The following is a 17,981-nucleotide window of genomic DNA, read 5'->3' as shown; positions in this document are numbered from 1 at the left end:
TTCCGTTGAGGTTTTATCGTCGTGTGCATGAACAAACAAGCGATGCAGCCACCGGCCAACCAGCCGATCGGATTCTGGACCGCGCGAGCCGGTGAAGCGATTCGCACGCGCACGCGCGGAGCACTCGAAGCGATCGGCGTCACCCAGCCGGGGTGGTGGGTCCTGCACCAACTTTCGCTGCACCCTGAAGGGGTGGAGCGCGCTGTCCTCTTGCGGACGATCGGTCCGAACGAATCCACCGACGTGATCGATGACGCCGTCGACTCTGCCCTCGAACTGGGGTGGGCGCGCGAAGACGGGTCTGTCCTTCGCCCGACTGATGCGGGCTCCGAGCAGTTCGATCGCGCCGCGCGGGTACAGCAGATGCTGCAGGAAGAGCGGATGCAGGGAATCACCGAAGAGGAGTTTGTCACCACCATCACTGTGCTGCAGCGAACCATCAAGAACGTGGGCGGCGACGCCTGGCACTGGTAGCAGACATTATCTGGGCCCGCTGCCGGGTAGAGCGGCTTCGATCAATTCGACGGCACGGGACACACCGCCCGCCGCTGCGAGTTCTTCTGCCAACTCCGCGCTGCGTCGGCGGAACTCGTCGGCGCTCAACAGAGTCAGCGCCTCACGAAGCTCTACTGCCGTGACGGTAGCGCTGTCGACGCGTACTGCGACACCGGCGTCGACGAGCGAGTCGGCGTTGCCGAACTGATCGACGGCTTGCGGCACTGCGATCATGGGTGTCCCGGTCACGAGTCCCTCGCTGGATCCGCCCATACCCGCGTGGGTCACGAACGCGTCGGCCTGCTGCAGAATCGCGAACTGCGGTACCCAACGGTGTATTTCGACGTTGTCGGGCAATGGTCCGAGATCTGAGATCTGCACCTGCTTTCCGATCTGGAGGACGACGTGCCAGCCGTCCATCTGGCCGAAAGCCTCGACGCAGGTGCGGTAGAAATCCGGATGATCGGTGAATGCTGAACCCAGCGAGATCAACAAGAGCTTGCGTTCGGGATCCGGGTTCACCCAAGGTTGACTGCTCGGTTCGAGTGCGGGGCCGACGAACGTGTAGACGTCGCGGTTCACGCGTTCGGCGTTGGGCTGCATCGATTCTGCGATCAGCACGATTGCACGGGGTGGGCGTCCGGTGAACTCACGCGGATCGACCTCGACGCCTTCGGCGCGGAAGAACCGGGTCTCCCGATCGAGCAGAGCGACGCCTCTCGGATCGGAACGAATTTCGTCGTACATCGGTGCGGCGTCGGCTTCGTAACCGTCCCAGGCAACGTACGTCGGCGACAACTGGATGATGGGAACGCCCCACTGCTGAGCCAGTATTCGTGCCGGAATGCCGGCGATGTCGTAGAGAAAGAGGTCAGGGCGATCGTCTTCGTAGATTCGGCGTAGCTGCGGCAGCATCGACTCGTAATCGTCCTGGAAAATCGTCAACTGATCGATCAGATCCCCGTCCCAGCTCTTCTCGGGTTCGGCGCCGTCGGGAGAAGGGACGAGGCTGGGCAGCGTGGAGACGTACGGTGCGAATTCGGCCCCGGTCGCCTCGATGATCTCACGCATCGACTCGTCGTTGGCATAGGTGACGCGGTGACCGGCGGCGACGAGACGCGCGATGATCGCCAGGCTCGGATTGACGTGGCCCGGCGCCGGAATGCTCACCATGGCGATATGTCTGCGGGTCATCGATCACTCCTGCCGTCTGACTGTTCTGGAACAACTCCGGATACCGGACCGAGACTATCCACCAGGATGGGTGACGGCATCTGATTTTTGCCGGGGAAGTACCGTGCGCACTCGAGTAGGACTACGCATCCGAGTGCCGGGATGGGCGAGCAGACTTCGAAGCATGAGCACACCGACAACACCCTCGAAGACCACTGCAGCCTTCTATCTTCAGGCCGGAATAGCCTTTGCCGTCAGTTTTGTCGGCACCCTCCTCGGAATTGCGTATCTTCCGATCGATGCGTGGCAACGCGGATTTCTCGGAATGTCCTTGCTGTTCTTGGTCACCAGTACGTTCACGTTGGCCAAGGTGATTCGTGATCAGCAGGAGGCATCCACAGTCAGGGTTCGAGTGGACGAGGCTCGACTCGAGAAGCTGATCGCCGAGCACGATCCGTTCAAAGCGGCAGCCTGAAACCTGTCGGCAAGGTGAGGATCAGCGTGCTGCCGAGAGGTTGCTCGTTTCGGAGCGCCGACAGATCGCCGCCGTGTGCGAGCGCGAGGCTGCGCGCAATCGTGAGCCCCAAACCGGAACCGTCGGATCGATCACCGCGATGGAAACGGTCGAAGACTGATTCGAGTTGGTCTGCGGGAATTCCGTCACCGGTGTCGGTGACGGACACCGAGAGGTGGTCACCTTCCCGTGCGAGTGTCACCGTCACCGAACCTCCGCTCGGAGTGTGCCGCAACGCGTTTTCGAGCAGATTGGCGAGGATCTGTTCGATTCGTTGGCGATCGACCTCGGCCGTGATCGGTTGCGGAGGTAGCGCGGTCGTCAATTCGACTCCACGATCGGCGAAACGTGGCGCCGCTGCTGCCGTTGCGCTGCAAACGATGTCGTCGATCTTCTCGTCTCGGCGATCGAGTTCGAGAGCGTGTTCGTCGGCCGCGGAGACGTCCGCCAGATCGCAAGAGAGCCGACGCAGTCTTTCGAGTTGATCGCGCATGACCGACCATGAAGAGTTGTCCGTGGGGAGGACGCCATCCTCGATGCCGTCGACGTACGCAGCCAAAGTCGATACCGGAGTGCGTAATTCGTGGGCAAGATCGGCAAGCAGGCGTTTGCGGACCCGATCCGAATGATCAAGGCGTGCCGCCATGTCGGCAAAGGCAGTTTCGAGACGCGTGAAATCGGCATCTACGTCGGACCTGCCGATAGTCACGTCGAAGTTCCCGTCTGCGACGCTTTGCGCCGCCTCCGCCAGCGTTGAGATCGGGGCCGTGATGCGTCGGACGATGTAGACCGCGGCGATGCCTGCGCCCACCAGTGCGACCGCGATCCCGCACAACAGTGCAATGGTCATGGTCTGAGCGAATGCCTCTTCGGTGTGGGTACGGACATTCGAGTCTTCGATGCCGGCCATCATGAGGTGGTTGTGAAAGAGCGGGGCAGCGACGGCAATGGCGACTGCGGCGATGGCGAGGCAGGAGACGAACAGGACGACAAGCTGCGCCAGCAGCAGTTTTCCGCGTAGCCCGAGTTTCTTCATGACGACCGCGTTCATGACGACCTCAGGGAGTATCCGACGCCCCTGACGGTTCTGATGAACCGAGGATCGGTCGCGTCGTCGCCGAGTTTGCGGCGTAATGCACGCACATGGACGTCGACGATGTGCTGGTCCCCGAACCAGGACGAGCCCCACACCGAGGCGATGATCTCGGCCCGACTCCAGGCAGCGTCGGGTCGGGATGCAAGCGCGGAGAGCAACGCGAACTCGGTGGGAGTGAGATCGACAGGGTGGTTGTCGACATGCACGGTGCGGGCGAGGACGTCGATGTCGAGACCGGGAGGCGTCGGCAGCACTTTTGGCAGCAAACTCGACGCGCGTGGCCGTCTGAGCAGTGCTTTCACTCGCGCAACCAGTTCGCGGGGGCCGAAGGGTTTGACCACGTAGTCGTCTGCGCCGGCCGCCAGACCCGTCACCTTGTCCGACTCTTCACCGCGGGCGGACAGCATCAGGATGTACGCATCGGAGAAGGTACGGATTCGTCGGCAGACTTCCATGCCGTCGAAGCCCGGGAGCATTAGATCGAGCACTATCAGCGCGGGCTCGAATTCGCGCACCGAACGTACTGCGCTCGGCCCGTCGTGGGCGAGGCGCACGGTGAATCCTTCGCGTGTCAGATAGTTGGCGACAACCTTGGCGAGGGCAGTCTCGTCGTCGACGACAAGAACGCGCCCCGGTTCCTCGCCAGGTCGTAGTTCGGCGCTCATCAGACCGAGGTTAGTCGACTGCGTGTCTGCATTGCTGGCGCGTGGTGGTTTCCACTCGACTGTGAAGATTCGATGAAGGAAGCCTGTTCGAACCGGTTATCGGGCTTCGCGGTGGATTTTCGCCGGTAACGTGGCAACTGTGCATGTGCAGCACTCTTGTCAAATCAATTGTGGTGCAGTGCATATCGAACAGAATCAATTCTCGGGAGTGAAAACATGTCTTTGACGGTCAGGAAGAGCGCCGCGCGGTTCGTTCCGGTTGTGGCAGCGGCAGCACTGTTGATTGCCGGATGCTCGGACAACTCCGGGGAGAGCATCAACCATTCTTCCGAAACAGCCAGTGTTGCAGCACAGTCGGAGATTCCTGCGGGTGTCAATGCCGCCGACATCGAGTTTCTCGAAGGGATGTACCCGCATCACGCGCAGGCATTGGACATGGCCAGGATGGTCGACGGTCGAACCGACAATGCCGAACTTCTCTCTCTTGCAGCGCAGATAGAGGCAGCGCAAGGCCCGGAGATGGCTCAGATGACCGAATTGTTGACGGAGTGGGGACGCCCCGAGCCTTCGTCGAGTTCGATGGAGGGCATGGATGAGTCGGCGCACGCGGGACACGGCGTCGGGATGGCCGAGATGCCGGGAATGATGTCGGCCGACGACATGACCGCCCTCACCGATGCCAGTGGCGCGGAGTTCGACAAGTTGTGGCTGACGATGATGATCGAGCACCACAAGGGTGCCATCACCATGTCCCAGACCGAACTCGACAACGGGCTCGACCCGTCGGCGGAGAAGATGGCAGAAGCGATCATTGCCGGTCAGCAGGCGGAAATCACTCAGATGGAAGCGATGTTGAAGGGGAGTTGAACAGGAGGCCTTGGCCGCGTGACCTTGCTCGGGTGGCTACCTGGGCATACGTTCGAGGCTGATGGCTTGACCGGTGCTGTGCTGCAATCACACGCGAGGGGATGACCGCCACATGGATCACAGTCAGATGGACCATGGCCAGATGGACCATGGCCAGATGGACCATAGCGAGATGAGCCATGGCCAGATGGAGCATGGGGCACACGGTGGTCACGGGGATCACGTCGCACAGTTCCGGACGTTGTTTGCAGTCATGCTGGTCATCGCGGTTCCGGTCGTTGCGGCAGACGCGATGTTCGCTGATCTGGTCGGGTACACACTGCCGGAAAACTCTCTGGTGGAATGGATCTCACCGGTACTCGGCACGGTGATGTACTTCTGGGGTGGCAAGCCGTTCCTCACCGGCGCTGTTGCCGAAATCCGTTCTCGGCAGCCGGGAATGATGCTGTTGATCGCGCTCGCGATCACCGTGGCCTTCTTCGCGTCATGGGCTGCGAGTCTGCACTGGGTGGATCACACTCTCGATTTCTGGTGGGAGCTCGCGCTTCTGATCGTGATCATGTTGTTGGGCCACTGGATCGAGATGCGTTCGCTCAGTCAGACATCGAGCGCCTTGGATTCACTTGCCGCTTTGCTGCCCGACGAGGCAGAACGGGTGGTGGGGGAATCGGTGGAAACCGTGCCCACCGCAGCTCTGGCGACCGGCGACCTGGTGATAGTTCGTCCCGGCGCCCGTGTTCCCTCGGACGGAACGGTGGTCGAGGGAAGCGCCGACATGGACGAATCCATGATTACAGGCGAGTCGAAGACTGTGCGCCGGACTGTCGGAGATCAGGTGGTGGCCGGCACGGTAGCCACCGACTCGGCACTTCGGCTTCGAGTCACCGCCGTGGGAGAAGACACCGCGCTCGCCGGTATCCGGCGCCTGGTCGAACAAGCCCAGAACTCGTCGAGTCGCGCGCAGGTGTTGGCGGACAAGGCCGCTGCTCTGCTGTTCTGGTACGCACTGGGCGCGGCAGTGCTGACCGCGATCGCTTGGAGTATCTGGGGCACCCCGGAGAGCGCAGTCACCCGGACGATCACCGTTCTGGTGATCGCCTGCCCGCACGCGCTCGGGTTGGCGATTCCACTGGTCGTCTCGATCGCGACGGAACGGGCGGCTCGGGCTGGGATCTTGATCACCGACCGCATGGCCCTCGAGGCGATGCGTAACGTAGACACCGTTCTCTTCGACAAGACCGGCACTCTCACCAAGGGGGAGCCCGCAGTGGTCGGTGTACGCGGTGTCGACGGGTATTCCGATGACGACGTTCTCAGCGCAGCGGCTGCCGTCGAGTTCGACAGCGAACATCCACTCGGGCGCGCCGTCGTCGCGGCGGCGCGGGAGTTGTCGCTCGAATTCACTTCGGGTTCCGACTTTCAGGCGCACAACGGGATCGGGGTTGCTGCGGACGTCGCCGGTGCACGCGTCGGTGTCGGCGGACCGGGGATGCTGCGATCGGTCGGGGCCACCGCGATCCCGGGGACCGAAGAGTGGCTCAGTGACGGGTCGACCGTCCTGCATGTAGTGCGTGACGAGAAGGTAATCGGCGCATTGGCATTGGCCGACGAGATTCGCCCGGAATCAGCATTGGCCGTCGACGCCCTCCATGCTCGCGGTGTGCGGGTGGCCATGGTCACCGGAGACGCGGAGGCCGTGGCCCATTCGGTGGCTCGCAGGCTCGGGATCGACGAAGTTTTCGCCGAAGTGCTTCCGCAGGACAAGGGAGCGCAGGTATCTCGGCTTCAGGCTGCGGGCCACCGCGTGGCGATGGTCGGTGACGGGGTCAACGATGCGCCGGCACTCGCCCAGGCGGATGTGGGCATCGCGATCGGTGCCGGAACCGACGTGGCGATCGCGTCGGCGGGAGTTGTTCTGGCCAGCGATGATCCGCGTTCGGTGAGCTCGGTCATCGAGCTCTCCCGCGCCACCTACCGGAAGATGGTTCAGAACCTTTGGTGGGCAGCGGGATACAACGCGATCTCGGTTCCCCTCGCTGCGGGAGTACTGGCGCCCGTCGGGTTCGTGCTGCCGATGGAGGTCGGAGCAATCCTGATGTCGGTATCCACTGTGGTCGTTGCCGCGAATGCCCAGTTGTTGAGGCGCTTGGACTTGCGGCAACCACCGGTGACCGCGCTGGAGTCGAGAGTGCTCACATCGCAGTAGCGAGAGGTTCAAGGCGGACTACTGTCGGCTGAGGAACGGAATGAGCGCACGCAGTACAGCATCGGAGTCTGCGACTGCGCTTGCGTGGTCAGCCCCTTCGATCACAGTCAAGGCACTGTCCGGGATCAGCGACGCGAGATGCTCGGTATCCGGCAGGCGCTCGCGATCTCTCGATCCGACGAACAACAACGCCGGTGTGGTGATCCGTTGCAGCACGGCGTCGTCGATGCCGTGCTCCTTCTCCGCGCGGCGCATGTAGGCAGCGAGCGCGATGGCATCATTGATTCGGAAGGCAGTCGCAGTCTGAGGATCCACCGGTTTGCCGCGCCTCACGCCCCAACCGGTCAGAAATCCCTCGATACCGCCGCTTTCGAGTACGTCGATGCAACCCGGGAAGAACAATGCGTCGAACGCGCCCGTCATCGGTCGGCTGCTACCGCCCCCGACGGTCAGCGATCGCACCCGTTCGGAGTGCTCGACTGTCAGCGACATCACCGAACGTCCGCCGAACGAGTATCCGAGGACGTGTGCCGGCTCGAACGGAGACTCCGTGTCGAGGATCTCCAGGAGATCGCCGACCACCAGATCCATTGCATACGAATCGGAGTCGTGTGGTTTGTCACTGCGTCCGTGACCCCGCATGTCGACGAGGATCAGACGATATTGCTCCTGAAGTGCCTTGACGTACCCGAAGCCACGCCAGATGGAGCGCGACAACGCTGTGCCGTGCACCATCAACAGGGGTGGGCCATCGCCCACGATCTGATAGGTGATCCGCGCACCGTCCACCGGATTTCTCACGTCGTGCAACACCCGTCCAGTATGGGTGCCAGTTGCTACGCACGTGAACTCGAGTAGTCGTCCGGACCCATTCGACGGATGGCGTGGACTCTCACGAACAGTCGGGCCGTCAACTCGCCTCCCCCAGAGCTACCGGTCACTGCCCGGCGGGGCAGTACCCACTGTTCCAAGCAATGCATCGGTTGAGGGGTCTGCAGTGCTGACGCCTGCGGCTATGCCCCGAATCAGAGCCTCGAAATCAGCGGCGACGATGGTGACCTCCTCGAACTCCGGCTCTCCTCCACGGACAACCTGACCGTCGGGTGCGAGCGCCAAGTACTCGTACCCATTGCGCACCGACAGCAGGACCGGGAGGTGAGTGGACCAGAAGGCGTTGATCGCCGCGCGCTCCGCCGGCCCGGAAGCGACCGCCAGGCTCTCGTGCCGGAACGCATTCCAGGGAAACGCCTCATCGCTGACGCCAACGCCACCGGCATAGTTCTCCGCCGAGAGAAACCACACCTGGTCGTCGGAGCTGGCAAGTACGGAGAACGAACTCGCCCACACTACGAGTTGGTCACAACCGCCGACCAGTGGTTGCGGAACTGGGGCAGAGGCCGATCGAGTGGGTTCTTCGCGAACCCAACCTGCGAGCGACAGCGCGGCGGTTGCGTCGAGGTGAAGGCACATCGCCCCACGGTAGGCCAGACCGTCGAGCACCGACAGCGTCAACCGTCGGCCTACTCGGGATCGATGTCTCGAATACCAGTCTCGTCCATGCTGATCCATCGCGTTATGCCGATGCCGCGAAGGAACGGCAGATCGTGACTCACCACCACCATGGCGCCGCGAAAATCGGAAAGTGCCTGCGTGAGGTGGGCGAGACTCGGTAGGTCCAGGTTGTTGGTCGGCTCGTCGAGAAGAAGCAGCTGGGGCGCGGGTTCGGCCAGCAGGATCGTGGCTAACGCCGCACGCAATCGTTCACCGCCGGAGAGTGCGGATGCCGATACGTCGGAATCCGTTCCCCGGAAAAGGAACCGTGCCAACTGCCCGCGAATTTCCTCGGCTGTCGCGTGTGGCGCGGCCAACGCGACGTTGTCCGCCACCGAGAGATCCTCGTCGAACACGTCGAGACGTTGGGGGAGCGCACGAGAGGCTACGAACGGAGTCGACGCGGCGAGTGCATCGAGCAACGTCGTCTTGCCGATTCCGTTGCGTCCCACTATCGCAATCCGCTCCGGCCCGGTGATCTGGAGCGATACCACTTGGCCGCTCTGCAACGTCACCTCGTCGAGCCGCGCAACCTGCTGCCCCGGATGAACCTCTGTAGCAGGCAGATCCAGACGAATCTCGCGATCGTCTCGAAGGAGTTCCTCTGCCTCCGACAGGACAGACTTGGCCTCGTCCACCTTCCCGATATGGTTGAGGGCCAGCTTTCCCGCCGAAACTTGGGCCTGACGTTTTCGTGTCTGCGCGATGATCGGCGGCATCCGCTTGTTCTCGAACATCTTCTGCCCATAACGCTTACGCCGGTCCAGTTTCGTTCGAGCGTCGATCAGCTCGCGGCTCTGCTTTGCCAGATCGGCCTTGGCGTCGCGAACGGTGGCGAGTGCGTTTTCCTGCTCAGCGGTCACGACCTCCTGGTAGTGCGAGTAGTTGCCGCCGAACACGCGTAGATCCCCCCGACGTAGTTCGATCGTGTACTCCGCGGTGTCGAGCAGTTCCCGGTCGTGGCTGACGATCAGCACGGTTCCCGGAAACTGTTGGACTGCAGCATGAACTCGTGATCGAGCGTCGCGATCCAGGTTGTTGGTCGGCTCGTCCAGGAGCAGTACCTGTGGATTCTTCAGCAGCGTTGCGGTCAGGCCGAGTAGGACGGTCTCTCCGCCGGAGAGGGTGCCGACAGTTCGGCTCAATGCTGCGGTATCCGGAACCACCTTCTCGAGGCCGAGTCGATGCAAGGTGGAGAGAGCGCTCTCCTCGATATCCCAGTTGTTGTCCACGAGCGCAAAGTCGGATTCGGAGCCGTCGCCGGTTTCGATGCGGTGCAATGCGTTTCGGAGTTCGTGGATACCGAGGATGTCATCCACCCGAACGCTCGGATCGAGTGTGATGTCCTGACGGAGGTAGCCGACCTCGCCGGAAGCGGTCACGGATCCGGATTCCGGTGAGAGCTCTCCTGCGATCAATCGCAGCAGAGTCGACTTTCCCGATCCGTTGAGTCCCACGAGACCGACACGGCTACTGGGGAATACAAAATTGGTGTGGGAAAAGACTGATTCGCCGTCCGGCCAGATGAAGGTGAGATCCGAGAGCGACAGAGAAAGATGGGATTGGGTCATGAGTACTCCAGAGGGTGCTTGGACTGTGCGCCCGGCTCAGCAAGTGCTGATGGGTGCGAGTGCCTTCGCGTGATGAACCTCTAGAGGAGCAACGGCCCGTTTCCTGTTCTGTCGGGAATGATTCGTGTTCCAGGTTAGAACACTCGAACGGTCCCGTGCAATCGAATTATTCTGTGCTGTCGGTCTCGTCGGTGTTCGGTGCTCAGATTTTCGGGCCTTCAGATTTTCGGACCCTCGGATCGGAGGTCGTCGACCTTCGACATCGCTTCGCGGAGTTCGGTGAGCCATTGTTCGCTGTGCTTGCCCGCCAACCGGACTGTCCACATGAGGGCGTCCGCTCGCGAACGAGCAACACCCGCGTCCACCAGAGTGTCGAGAACCTTGCGTTCGGGCTGACGTAGTCGTGTCATCACCGGAACTGCGAGATGTGTGAACAGGACGGTCTTTTCGTCCAGACGTACACCCCAGGCGACCTTGCGCCCGTAGCGAGCCTCGGCCTCGTCGGCGATGCGCATCCGGTCGGCGCGCGTGGTTTCGCGAAAGCGTGAGATCCTTCCGTCCGCGGCGGCCTCGCCACCGTCGACTGCCGGGAGTTCACCGATCACGACGATTTCTTCGCGGTCGACCTGGACGTCGGCCGTTCCGGTGAACCAGTCATCTGGAAGTCGACCGGCAAACCAGTCGGACGCATCACTCGCGTCGGGAACCGACGCCTGTTGCCAACCTCCGGGACGGCCGAACCTGCGGTCGCCGGAGTTTTGTGAGTTCTTCATGGCGTTCTCCTCGGAGAGCTGGTGGAGTGTGGCGTGCGTTTATTGCACTGATTACATGATTACACCGATAGTCGAACTGGCGCCACAAATTCGGGCATGATCGGAGTCGTGCGCCTTTCACACGCTCGTCAGAGCTTCCGAACTTTCCGTCGTCCCGTGGCTGCCGTGGCTCTGGGGGTATTGGCCGCAGGATCGGTAGTTGCCTGCAGTTCTGGCCCTGACCAGCCGAAATCAGTGGCAGAGGAGTTCGCCTCCGCGCTCACGTCCGATGACGTGCAAGCGGCGGCAGCCCTGACCACCGATCCGGCGGCGGCGTCGACTGCGATTTCGGCTCTGATCGACGGGCTGGGCAAGGACGAGGGAACATTCACCGTCTCCGACGCCACCGAGTCCGGTGATTCTGCGGGGACGTTCACACTCGATGCGGCGTGGAAGTTCGGTGAAGGTCAGGACTGGAACTACTCGACGCAGGGAAACGCGTCGAAAAGCGGGGACAACTGGCTGATTCAGTGGGACCCGGCGCTGTTGGCTCCGGACCTGACCTCCTCGACGACCTTGCGCTACACACCCACCACCGGTGCTCCGCCGTCGGTGCTGGACGCGGCGGGCCAGCCGATCATGGAGCAGCAGGTGGTGACGCTGGTCAATCTCGATTCCGTCGCGGTGCCCCCGGTGGACACGGCAGCCGTGGCGGCCCTTCTCGCGCCCATCGCACCGACGATCACGGCGGCATCGCTGAGCGGCGATCTTGCGTCGGCAAGTGGGAAGCCGGTCACCGCAATCACTTTGCGGGCCGAGGATCTTGCACCGATCGAGGAGCGGTTGGCGGCGATTCCCGGAGTGAGCTTGGCGCCGCAGGCTCGGTTGCTCTCGGTGGACAAAACTCTGGCGTCGCCGACTTTCAGTGGGTTGTCCGATCTGTGGCAGGAGGGGCAGGACAAGTCCGCGGGCTGGGCGGTACAGCAGGTGAAGCAGAACGGAACCGTCACCACCGTCGCCGGCCAAGACGGGCCGGTTGCTCCGAACATCGCCACAACGATCGACCGACCGATGCAACTCGCGGCCGAGAATGCGCTTGCCGGGGTGACACAACAGGCGGCGATCGTTGCGCTGCAGCCGTCGACCGGAGCGGTGTTGGCGGTGGCCCAGAACGCCCCCGCCGACGCACAGGGCCCGATCGCTCTGACCGGCCTGTACCCACCGGGTTCGACGTTCAAGACCGTGACGACGTCCGCGGCCCTGCAAGCCGGTGTCGCTACACCGGACACCGTTCTGCCGTGCCCGGGTACCGAGAACATCGAGGGCCGTCAGATTCCCAACGACGACGAGTTCGACCTCGGATCGGTTCCGCTGCACACCGCGTTCGCGAAGTCGTGCAACACCACAATGGCGAGGATGGCCGTCGGTCTGCCCGCCGATGCTTTGCACAAGGCGGCGCTGCAGTTCGGGCTCGGCGTCGACTACGTCACCCCCGGACTCACGACGGTGACGGGCAACGTCCCTGACGCGAACACCCCCGCCGAACGCGTCGAGTCCGCGATCGGACAGGGCACGGTGACCGCCACGCCCTTCGGGATGGCTCTCGTGGCGGCCTCGATCGCCAACGGAACGACACCCGCGCCGATGTTGGTCAAGGGACAGCCCGGCGTGGCAGATCAGACCGTTGCACCGGCTCCCGCGGAGGTGACCGAACAGTTGCGGGTGATGATGCGCGAGACCGTCACAGGCGGTACGGCGACGTCGTTGCAGGACATTGCGGGGCTTCTCGGCAAGACCGGCACGGCCGAAACCGAGGGTGGCCCGGCACATGGGTGGTTTGTCGGAATCAAGGGAGACCTCGCATTTGCGGTATTCATCGCGGGTGCGGACAGCTCTTCGCCTGCAGTGCAGGTAGCGGGCACTTTTCTGCGCTGAAACCTGTTTTCCGTTGCAGTTGGATCACACCGTCGTAGCTCAACCGTGACACGTTCGTAGGCATCCCGTGCTTGTTACTCGTGTGACAGAAGTAAAGAGTTACATGCATGGGGCCCGGAGGACAGCACAACCGTCGTGGAAAATATGTCGTTGCGTCGATAACTGCTGTCGTTCTGACAGTGGCGCTCGCGTCGTGTGTCATCGGTGGGGAGAAGAAATCCGACGCCGCCTCGGTGGTGGAGGACTTCGTCACCGCCCTCAACAACCACGACGCCGAAGCTGCCGCGGCGCTCACGTCGTACCCCAACGCGGCGCGGCCGTCGATCCAGCAGATGTTCGACGGACTGGCCGCCAAGTCCACCGACTTCGACGTCGCTCAGGTCATGGATCTGGGTAGCGACTCCGGACTCTTCACACTCGACGCGTCCTGGAACTTCGGCGAAGGCAAGGACTGGAGCTACCAGTCGCAGGGTGAGGTTCGTGATCTGTCGGTCGGCTGGCGTGTGTCCTGGGACCCGTCGGTCCTCGTCCCCGACCTCGGCAACGGTCGCACCGTTTCGTACACCCGCACGGACGCAGCGCCGCCGAAGGTAGTCGACAGCACCGGCACCCTGCTCATGAACGAGCAGACCATCAACGCGATCACTCTTGACCCGGCCACCATGCCGGACCCCGTCGACACCACTCGTCGCCTCGCCACGGTGCTCGAACCTGTCGCACCGTTGGTCACTTCGGAGTCGATGTTGGCCGACCTCGCCGCAAACCCCGGCAAGCCCGTCACCGCCGTACTGCTCCGCGATCCCGACTACGCCTACCTGGAAAGCGATTTTGCGATCCCCGGTGTCGTCGTGGTCAAGACACCCAAGCTGATCGCCTCCGACCGTCGCATCAACTCGCCGTTGCTGGACCCACTGCGGACCGTGTGGCAGGCCAATCGCGACGCCACCGCCGGCTGGGCGGTCAATCTGGTCGAGCCCAACGGATTCCCGATCAAGCAAGCCGGCTTCCAGGGACCTCCCGGGCCCGACGTCGCCGCGACCCTCGACTCGCACGCTCAACTCGCCGCGATCGAAGCTGTCGTCAGTGCAGGTACTCCTGCGGCCATCGTCGCGATCCGCCCGTCGGACGGCGCCATTCTGGCTGCAGCACAGAACAATCAGGCCATCGAACAGGGCCCGATCGCCTTCACCGGGTTGCGCCCGGCCGGCGGTGCCCTCGATCTGGTCCGTCTCGCATCGTCGATGCAGAACGGCGTCGACCCCGGATCTGTGTCACCCGAACAGTTGGCCGACACCGGGCAGCAACTCGGACTCGGCAACGGCTTCCACATTCAGGGACTCGAACAGCAGACAGCAGTGCTTGCCGCGAACCGCCCCGGCGTGGACCAGGCGATGAACAACGTCATGGCCAACAAGACGTCCAACGACGCGAGCGCACCGACGGTAACTCCGTTCGGAATGGCGATGCTCGCGGCATCGATCGCCCGCGGCAGTGCCCCGATGCCGATGATGGTCTTCGGACAACCGGCTACCGCCGACGTCACGCCGACGGCATTGCCCGGCGACGTCAACAATCGTCTGCGTGACGCCATGCGAGGCGCCGGCGGACTGGCTGGGTACCCGGACATGATGGCGGCCGGTGCAGCGAGCGGTGACGATCGCTGGTTCTACGGATCACGCGGAGACTTCGCGTTCGCGGTGTTCGTCGCAGACGCCGACGGCGGTGATCGAGCAATGCAGATGACGGACAAGCTCTTCCAGGAACTCGGCAAGCCTGCCGACAAGTAGTACCGGGCACCGCGAGTAGATTCCTGGTTCGTGAACCTGCTCGATTTCCTTTTCCTCGTCGTAGCGGGATTCTTCAGCGGTCTAGTCGGTTTTGTCACCGGTCTTGCATCGATCGTTTCGTATCCGGCGCTGCTGAGCGTCGGGCTCTCACCGGTCAGCGCGAACATGACCAATACCGTCGCGTTGGTGGCCGTCGGCGTCGGAGCGTTGGCGAACTCGTCCCGTGAAGTTGCCGATACCGGTCCGAAACTTGTTCGCTGGTCTCTCTATTCGGCGGCCGGTGGCATCATCGGTGCCCTCATCCTGTGGCTGGCACCGGAAGGTTCGTTCGAATCCGTTGTGCCGGCGATGGTCGTGTTCGCCTCGCTCGCGCTGCTGCTGCAACCGAAGATTCGTGAGTTGTCCGGCGGCGGTGACCGCCCCGGAATCTACTCCGCAGCACTGTTCGCCGTCGCGGTATACGGCGGCTATTTCGGTGCCGGTGCCGGAGTCATCTTCCTGGCTGCGACGCTCATCCTCACTTCCGAAACGGTGTGGCGTGCAACGATCCTGAAGAGTTTCTTTCTCGGCATCGCCAATCTTGTGGCTGCACTCATCTTCGCATTCTCCGGACAGGTGCATTGGGTGGCCGCGTTGGCGATGGCGCTCGGCGCGTTGGCCGGAGGTTGGTGTGGCCCGCCCGTCGTCAAGAAAATCCCGCCATCGGTACTGCGTGTGGCAGTAGCGATAGCGGGATTCGTGTTGGCTCTGTGGTTGTGGGTGAAGTGAGCCCGTCTACTTCACGCCCTGCATCAGCTTCTTGATCCACGGCGAGGCAAGAGCAAGAATCACTCCGATTCCGATCGACGAGAAACCGATGATCAGGAAGAACGGGCGACTGTCGTCGATGTCGAAGTAACCGGCCAAGGTTCCCGCCATCGAAGAACCCAATGCAACGGACAAGAAGAACAACGCCACCATCTGAGTGTGGAAATGCTCGGGCGCGAGTTTGGTTGCAAGGGAAAGGCCGACGGGGGACAGGAAGAGTTCCGCGAAGGTGAAGAGCAGAAGCACACCGGCAAGGCCGAGGAGCGGCGCACTGTTCGGTCCGCCCCCGGTGATCGGGATGAACGCCAGGAACGCCAGACCCATCGTGCCGGTACCGAGCGCGAACTTGATCGGCGACGACGGCTGACGGTCACCGAGTTTGGTCCACATCGCTGCGAACACACCGGCAAAGATGATGATGAACACCGGATTGATCGACTGTACCCACGTCGGCGGGAAGTCCCAACCGAAGAGATTGCGGTCCAGGAGCTTGTCTGAGATCACCGGCACGGTGGTGAACTGCTGCTGAAACAGCGACCAGAAGGCCGCGCTCGCGATGAACATCGGGATGAACGCAAAGACTCGACTGCGTTCGACCTTGGTGACCTTCTTGCTGGTGAGCATGAGGAGGAAGTAACCGACCGACGCGACGATCGTGAGTCCGACAACGACGTCGGACATGTTGTCCGCCGTGATCAAACCGGTGACGGAGGCGACCGCGACGACGACGATCGCGGCAATGCCGATCCCGATGTAGAGTGCGCGCTTGTCCGCCGGCAACGGGTTGCCTGGTTCGGCACCGATTCCGTGAAGATGCTTGCGGCCCAGCGTGTACTGGATCAGGCCGAGCGCCATGCCGACGGCAGCGAGAGCAAAACCGGCGTGGAATCCCCAGGCGTCCTGGACGGCTCCGGTGAGCAGCGGACCGACAAGACCGCCGATGTTGATGCCCATGTAGAAGATGGAGAATCCGGCGTCGCGGCGAACATCCTGTTCGGAATAGAGATCTCCGACCAGAGAGGTCGCATTGGCCTTCAAGCCGCCGCTGCCGAAGGCGACCATGACGAGGCCGACGCCGACACCCCACATGCCGGGAAGAACCGACAGTGCGATGTGGCCGGCCATCACCAGCGAAGCACTGTAGAAGAGCGTGCGCTCGGAGCCGAGCAGTCGGTCGGCCACCCACGCCCCGAGAATCGTCGACAGGTAGACGGTGCCGCCGTACGCGCCGACGATGCTGGTCGCTGCCGCCTGGCTGATGCCGAGGCCGCCGTCGCTGACGCTGTAGTACAGGTAGTAGATGAGGATGCCTTGCATCCCGTAGAAGGAGAATCTCTCCCACATCTCGACGCCGAACAGGTTCGCCAGCGCAAAGGGTTGGCCGAAGAACCCCCGGTCTTCCTTCTCGCTACGTTCGACGGGCTCCGTAGTGTTGCTCATCCGAAAAGTGTCCTACGTGCTCGGGCATTTCGGGTGGTTCCGAGCCGTGGAGTTTGGTTACGACTTGGTGCGGATTCTCACTACCAGCGGAGCGAGTGCGCGCCAACCGAGAAGGAACGCGCCGAGGACCAGCGTCGCGACGACGATGAAGCTGAACTGGGTGCCCTGGCCACTCAACACTCGCAGGATCATCCCGAAGACGACGGCGCCGAGCCAAACGACAACGCCGGTGGGAACAAGGAGAACGGCGTTGAACTTGTCGCGGTAGAGCGCGAACGTGGCAGCCCATCCGATCACCAGGCCGGTCAGGAAGGGCCAGGATGTCTTCGCCAGACCGGCGAGCGCATTGGCTTCTTCGTGGGTACGGCGCCCTATCGCGCAGAAGATTATGACAAGAATGGCGTCGATCAGCAGGAATGGTGCGTACTTCTTCACGCTCACACCATACGACTGTGCGCCTTTATTAACCGCGGGCGGTTAATAAAGGCGCACAGTGCTGTTAGGCCTGGAGGCCGGCTTCGATCTCGAGGGTGATCGTGATCTTGTCGCCGACAACTGCTCCGCCGCCTTCGAGGGGCATCTCGATGGAGATGTCGAAGTCCTTGCGGTTGATGACGGTGGTGGCCTCGAATCCGGCGACGGGGCCCTGGCCCATGCCCGGGTTGACGCCGTTGAACTCGAGGTTCAGCTCGACCTCGCGGGTGACGCCGTGGAGCGTGAAGTCGCCGGCGAGGACGAAGTCGCTGCCCTTGGAGCGCACTGCGGTGGACTTGAAGGTGGCCTTCGGGAACTTCTCGACGTCGAAGAAGTCAGCGGACTTGATGTGGCCGTCGCGCTGCTCGTTCTTGGTGTTGATGGAGTCCACGGAAATCTCGGCCTCGACGGCGGGGGTTCCGTCTTCGGCAACGGTGATCGTTCCGGAGAACTCGTCGAACGTTCCACGAACCTTGGAAACCATGAGGTGGCGAACCGAGAATCCGACAGTGGAGTGGACGGTGTCGATGACCCAGGTTCCGGCGGTCAATGCGGGCAAGGTTGCGGTGGTCATGGAAGCTCCTGAATAAGTAGTTGAATGTTCAAGTTCTTGTAGCTTCAACTATGGACCCCGGGAAATCCTTCCGC

Annotated in this window: 17 protein-coding genes; 7 read left to right on the top strand and 10 right to left on the bottom strand. The window is 62.5% G+C overall.

All coding sequences use genetic code 11. The features are described 5' to 3' along the window. Window positions 1-27 precede the first annotated feature (27 nt). Entirely contained in the window at window positions 28-474 is a 447-nt protein-coding gene (locus G4D79_RS00225; protein WP_007734451.1) for a MarR family winged helix-turn-helix transcriptional regulator, read from the top strand. A 6-nt stretch (window positions 475-480) separates the two neighbouring features. On the opposite strand, the gene G4D79_RS00220 is transcribed toward G4D79_RS00225, so the two are convergent. Further along, window positions 481-1,689 (bottom strand): macrolide family glycosyltransferase, encoded by a 1,209-nt coding sequence (locus tag G4D79_RS00220; protein ID WP_099696999.1) that lies wholly within the window; start codon window positions 1,687-1,689, stop codon window positions 481-483. A gap of 163 nt (window positions 1,690-1,852) precedes the next feature. Between G4D79_RS00220 and G4D79_RS00215 the strand changes: the two genes are divergently transcribed. Beyond that, the gene (locus G4D79_RS00215) at window positions 1,853-2,143 is read left to right on the top strand and encodes a YiaA/YiaB family inner membrane protein (protein WP_003945505.1); all 291 of its coding nucleotides are present in this window, start codon (window positions 1,853-1,855) and stop codon (window positions 2,141-2,143) included. Here the strand turns inward: G4D79_RS00215 and G4D79_RS00210 are convergent. Beyond that, on the bottom strand, window positions 2,127-3,233 hold the full coding sequence (locus tag G4D79_RS00210) for a cell wall metabolism sensor histidine kinase WalK (RefSeq protein WP_099696998.1): 1,107 nt from the start codon (window positions 3,231-3,233) through the stop codon (window positions 2,127-2,129). The two genes, G4D79_RS00215 and G4D79_RS00210, sit on opposite strands and share 17 nt — an antisense overlap. After that, window positions 3,230-3,943 carry a response regulator transcription factor gene (locus G4D79_RS00205; protein ID WP_007734457.1) on the bottom strand — a complete coding sequence of 238 codons (714 nt, stop codon included), beginning with the start codon at window positions 3,941-3,943 and terminating at the stop codon, window positions 3,230-3,232. Before G4D79_RS00205 ends, G4D79_RS00210 begins: the two co-directional genes overlap by 4 nt. Window positions 3,944-4,159: 216 nt before the next feature. On the opposite strand from G4D79_RS00205, the gene G4D79_RS00200 reads away from it, so the two are divergent. Continuing rightward, window positions 4,160-4,810, top strand: coding sequence for a DUF305 domain-containing protein (locus G4D79_RS00200; RefSeq protein ID WP_099696997.1), 651 nt, complete (start codon window positions 4,160-4,162; stop codon window positions 4,808-4,810). A 127-nt stretch (window positions 4,811-4,937) separates the two neighbouring features. After that, window positions 4,938-7,016: a heavy metal translocating P-type ATPase gene (locus tag G4D79_RS00195; protein WP_099697079.1), complete on the top strand. Its 2,079-nt coding sequence runs from the start codon at window positions 4,938-4,940 to the stop codon at window positions 7,014-7,016. Window positions 7,017-7,034: 18 nt separating this feature from the next. Here the strand turns inward: G4D79_RS00195 and G4D79_RS00190 are convergent, their stop codons facing one another. The 4 genes from G4D79_RS00190 to G4D79_RS00175 all read right to left on the bottom strand — a co-directional run bounded on the left by G4D79_RS00190 (window position 7,035) and on the right by G4D79_RS00175 (window position 10,911). Continuing rightward, on the bottom strand, window positions 7,035-7,805 hold the full coding sequence (locus G4D79_RS00190; protein ID WP_058039300.1) for an alpha/beta fold hydrolase: 771 nt from the start codon (window positions 7,803-7,805) through the stop codon (window positions 7,035-7,037). A gap of 141 nt (window positions 7,806-7,946) precedes the next feature. After that, window positions 7,947-8,528 carry a hypothetical protein gene (locus G4D79_RS00185; RefSeq protein ID WP_228401920.1) on the bottom strand — a complete coding sequence of 194 codons (582 nt, stop codon included), beginning with the start codon at window positions 8,526-8,528 and terminating at the stop codon, window positions 7,947-7,949. A gap of 8 nt (window positions 8,529-8,536) precedes the next feature. Continuing rightward, on the bottom strand, window positions 8,537-10,138 hold the full coding sequence (locus G4D79_RS00180; RefSeq protein ID WP_099696996.1) for an ABC-F family ATP-binding cassette domain-containing protein: 1,602 nt from the start codon (window positions 10,136-10,138) through the stop codon (window positions 8,537-8,539). Between the two features lie 218 nt (window positions 10,139-10,356). Then, window positions 10,357-10,911 (bottom strand): hypothetical protein, encoded by a 555-nt coding sequence (locus G4D79_RS00175; RefSeq protein WP_003945732.1) that lies wholly within the window; start codon window positions 10,909-10,911, stop codon window positions 10,357-10,359. A 96-nt stretch (window positions 10,912-11,007) separates the two neighbouring features. On the opposite strand from G4D79_RS00175, the gene G4D79_RS00170 reads away from it, so the two are divergent. From G4D79_RS00170 to G4D79_RS00160, 3 genes are all read left to right on the top strand, one after another. After that, on the top strand, window positions 11,008-12,825 hold the full coding sequence (locus G4D79_RS00170) for a penicillin-binding transpeptidase domain-containing protein (RefSeq protein WP_180279552.1): 1,818 nt from the start codon (window positions 11,008-11,010) through the stop codon (window positions 12,823-12,825). 107 nt (window positions 12,826-12,932) lie between these two features. Beyond that, window positions 12,933-14,612, top strand: coding sequence for an NTF2-like N-terminal transpeptidase domain-containing protein (locus G4D79_RS00165; protein ID WP_042452630.1), 1,680 nt, complete (start codon window positions 12,933-12,935; stop codon window positions 14,610-14,612). A 30-nt stretch (window positions 14,613-14,642) separates the two neighbouring features. Then, window positions 14,643-15,380, top strand: a complete 738-nt coding sequence (locus G4D79_RS00160) for a sulfite exporter TauE/SafE family protein (protein WP_003945554.1) — start codon at window positions 14,643-14,645, stop codon at window positions 15,378-15,380. A 6-nt stretch (window positions 15,381-15,386) separates the two neighbouring features. Here the strand turns inward: G4D79_RS00160 and G4D79_RS00155 are convergent, their stop codons facing one another. The 3 genes from G4D79_RS00155 to G4D79_RS00145 all read right to left on the bottom strand — a co-directional run bounded on the left by G4D79_RS00155 (window position 15,387) and on the right by G4D79_RS00145 (window position 17,907). Continuing rightward, window positions 15,387-16,859: a peptide MFS transporter gene (locus G4D79_RS00155; protein WP_003945468.1), complete on the bottom strand. Its 1,473-nt coding sequence runs from the start codon at window positions 16,857-16,859 to the stop codon at window positions 15,387-15,389. 57 nt (window positions 16,860-16,916) lie between these two features. Further along, window positions 16,917-17,294: a DUF3054 domain-containing protein gene (locus G4D79_RS00150; protein ID WP_042453523.1), complete on the bottom strand. Its 378-nt coding sequence runs from the start codon at window positions 17,292-17,294 to the stop codon at window positions 16,917-16,919. 64 nt (window positions 17,295-17,358) lie between these two features. Beyond that, window positions 17,359-17,907 (bottom strand): YceI family protein, encoded by a 549-nt coding sequence (locus G4D79_RS00145; protein WP_003945643.1) that lies wholly within the window; start codon window positions 17,905-17,907, stop codon window positions 17,359-17,361. Window positions 17,908-17,981: the final 74 nt, after the last annotated feature.

The sequence above is a fragment of the Rhodococcus sp. WY5 genome (genome assembly GCF_018588185.1).
Lineage (GTDB): Bacteria > Actinomycetota > Actinomycetes > Mycobacteriales > Mycobacteriaceae > Rhodococcus_F > Rhodococcus_F qingshengii.
The sequence above is the reverse complement of the archived record's forward strand: the minus strand, read 5'-3'. Positions and strand labels throughout refer to the sequence as shown.

What these genes read in the sequence shown, in the direction of transcription:
- G4D79_RS00215 (WP_003945505.1), top strand. Translation starts at nt 1,853, where the DNA reads ATGAGCACACCGACAACACCCTCGAAGACCACTGCAGCCTTCTATCTT.
- G4D79_RS00195 (WP_099697079.1), top strand. Translation starts at nt 4,938, where the DNA reads ATGGACCATGGCCAGATGGACCATGGCCAGATGGACCATAGCGAGATG.
- G4D79_RS00175 (WP_003945732.1), bottom strand. Translation starts at nt 10,911, where the DNA reads ATGAAGAACTCACAAAACTCCGGCGACCGCAGGTTCGGCCGTCCCGGA.
- G4D79_RS00210 (WP_099696998.1), bottom strand. Translation starts at nt 3,233, where the DNA reads ATGAACGCGGTCGTCATGAAGAAACTCGGGCTACGCGGAAAACTGCTG.
- G4D79_RS00170 (WP_180279552.1), top strand. Translation starts at nt 11,008, where the DNA reads ATGATCGGAGTCGTGCGCCTTTCACACGCTCGTCAGAGCTTCCGAACT.
- G4D79_RS00220 (WP_099696999.1), bottom strand. Translation starts at nt 1,689, where the DNA reads ATGACCCGCAGACATATCGCCATGGTGAGCATTCCGGCGCCGGGCCAC.
- G4D79_RS00165 (WP_042452630.1), top strand. Translation starts at nt 12,933, where the DNA reads ATGGGGCCCGGAGGACAGCACAACCGTCGTGGAAAATATGTCGTTGCG.
- G4D79_RS00205 (WP_007734457.1), bottom strand. Translation starts at nt 3,943, where the DNA reads ATGAGCGCCGAACTACGACCTGGCGAGGAACCGGGGCGCGTTCTTGTC.
- G4D79_RS00155 (WP_003945468.1), bottom strand. Translation starts at nt 16,859, where the DNA reads ATGAGCAACACTACGGAGCCCGTCGAACGTAGCGAGAAGGAAGACCGG.
- G4D79_RS00180 (WP_099696996.1), bottom strand. Translation starts at nt 10,138, where the DNA reads ATGACCCAATCCCATCTTTCTCTGTCGCTCTCGGATCTCACCTTCATC.
- G4D79_RS00200 (WP_099696997.1), top strand. Translation starts at nt 4,160, where the DNA reads ATGTCTTTGACGGTCAGGAAGAGCGCCGCGCGGTTCGTTCCGGTTGTG.
- G4D79_RS00225 (WP_007734451.1), top strand. Translation starts at nt 28, where the DNA reads ATGAACAAACAAGCGATGCAGCCACCGGCCAACCAGCCGATCGGATTC.
- G4D79_RS00145 (WP_003945643.1), bottom strand. Translation starts at nt 17,907, where the DNA reads ATGACCACCGCAACCTTGCCCGCATTGACCGCCGGAACCTGGGTCATC.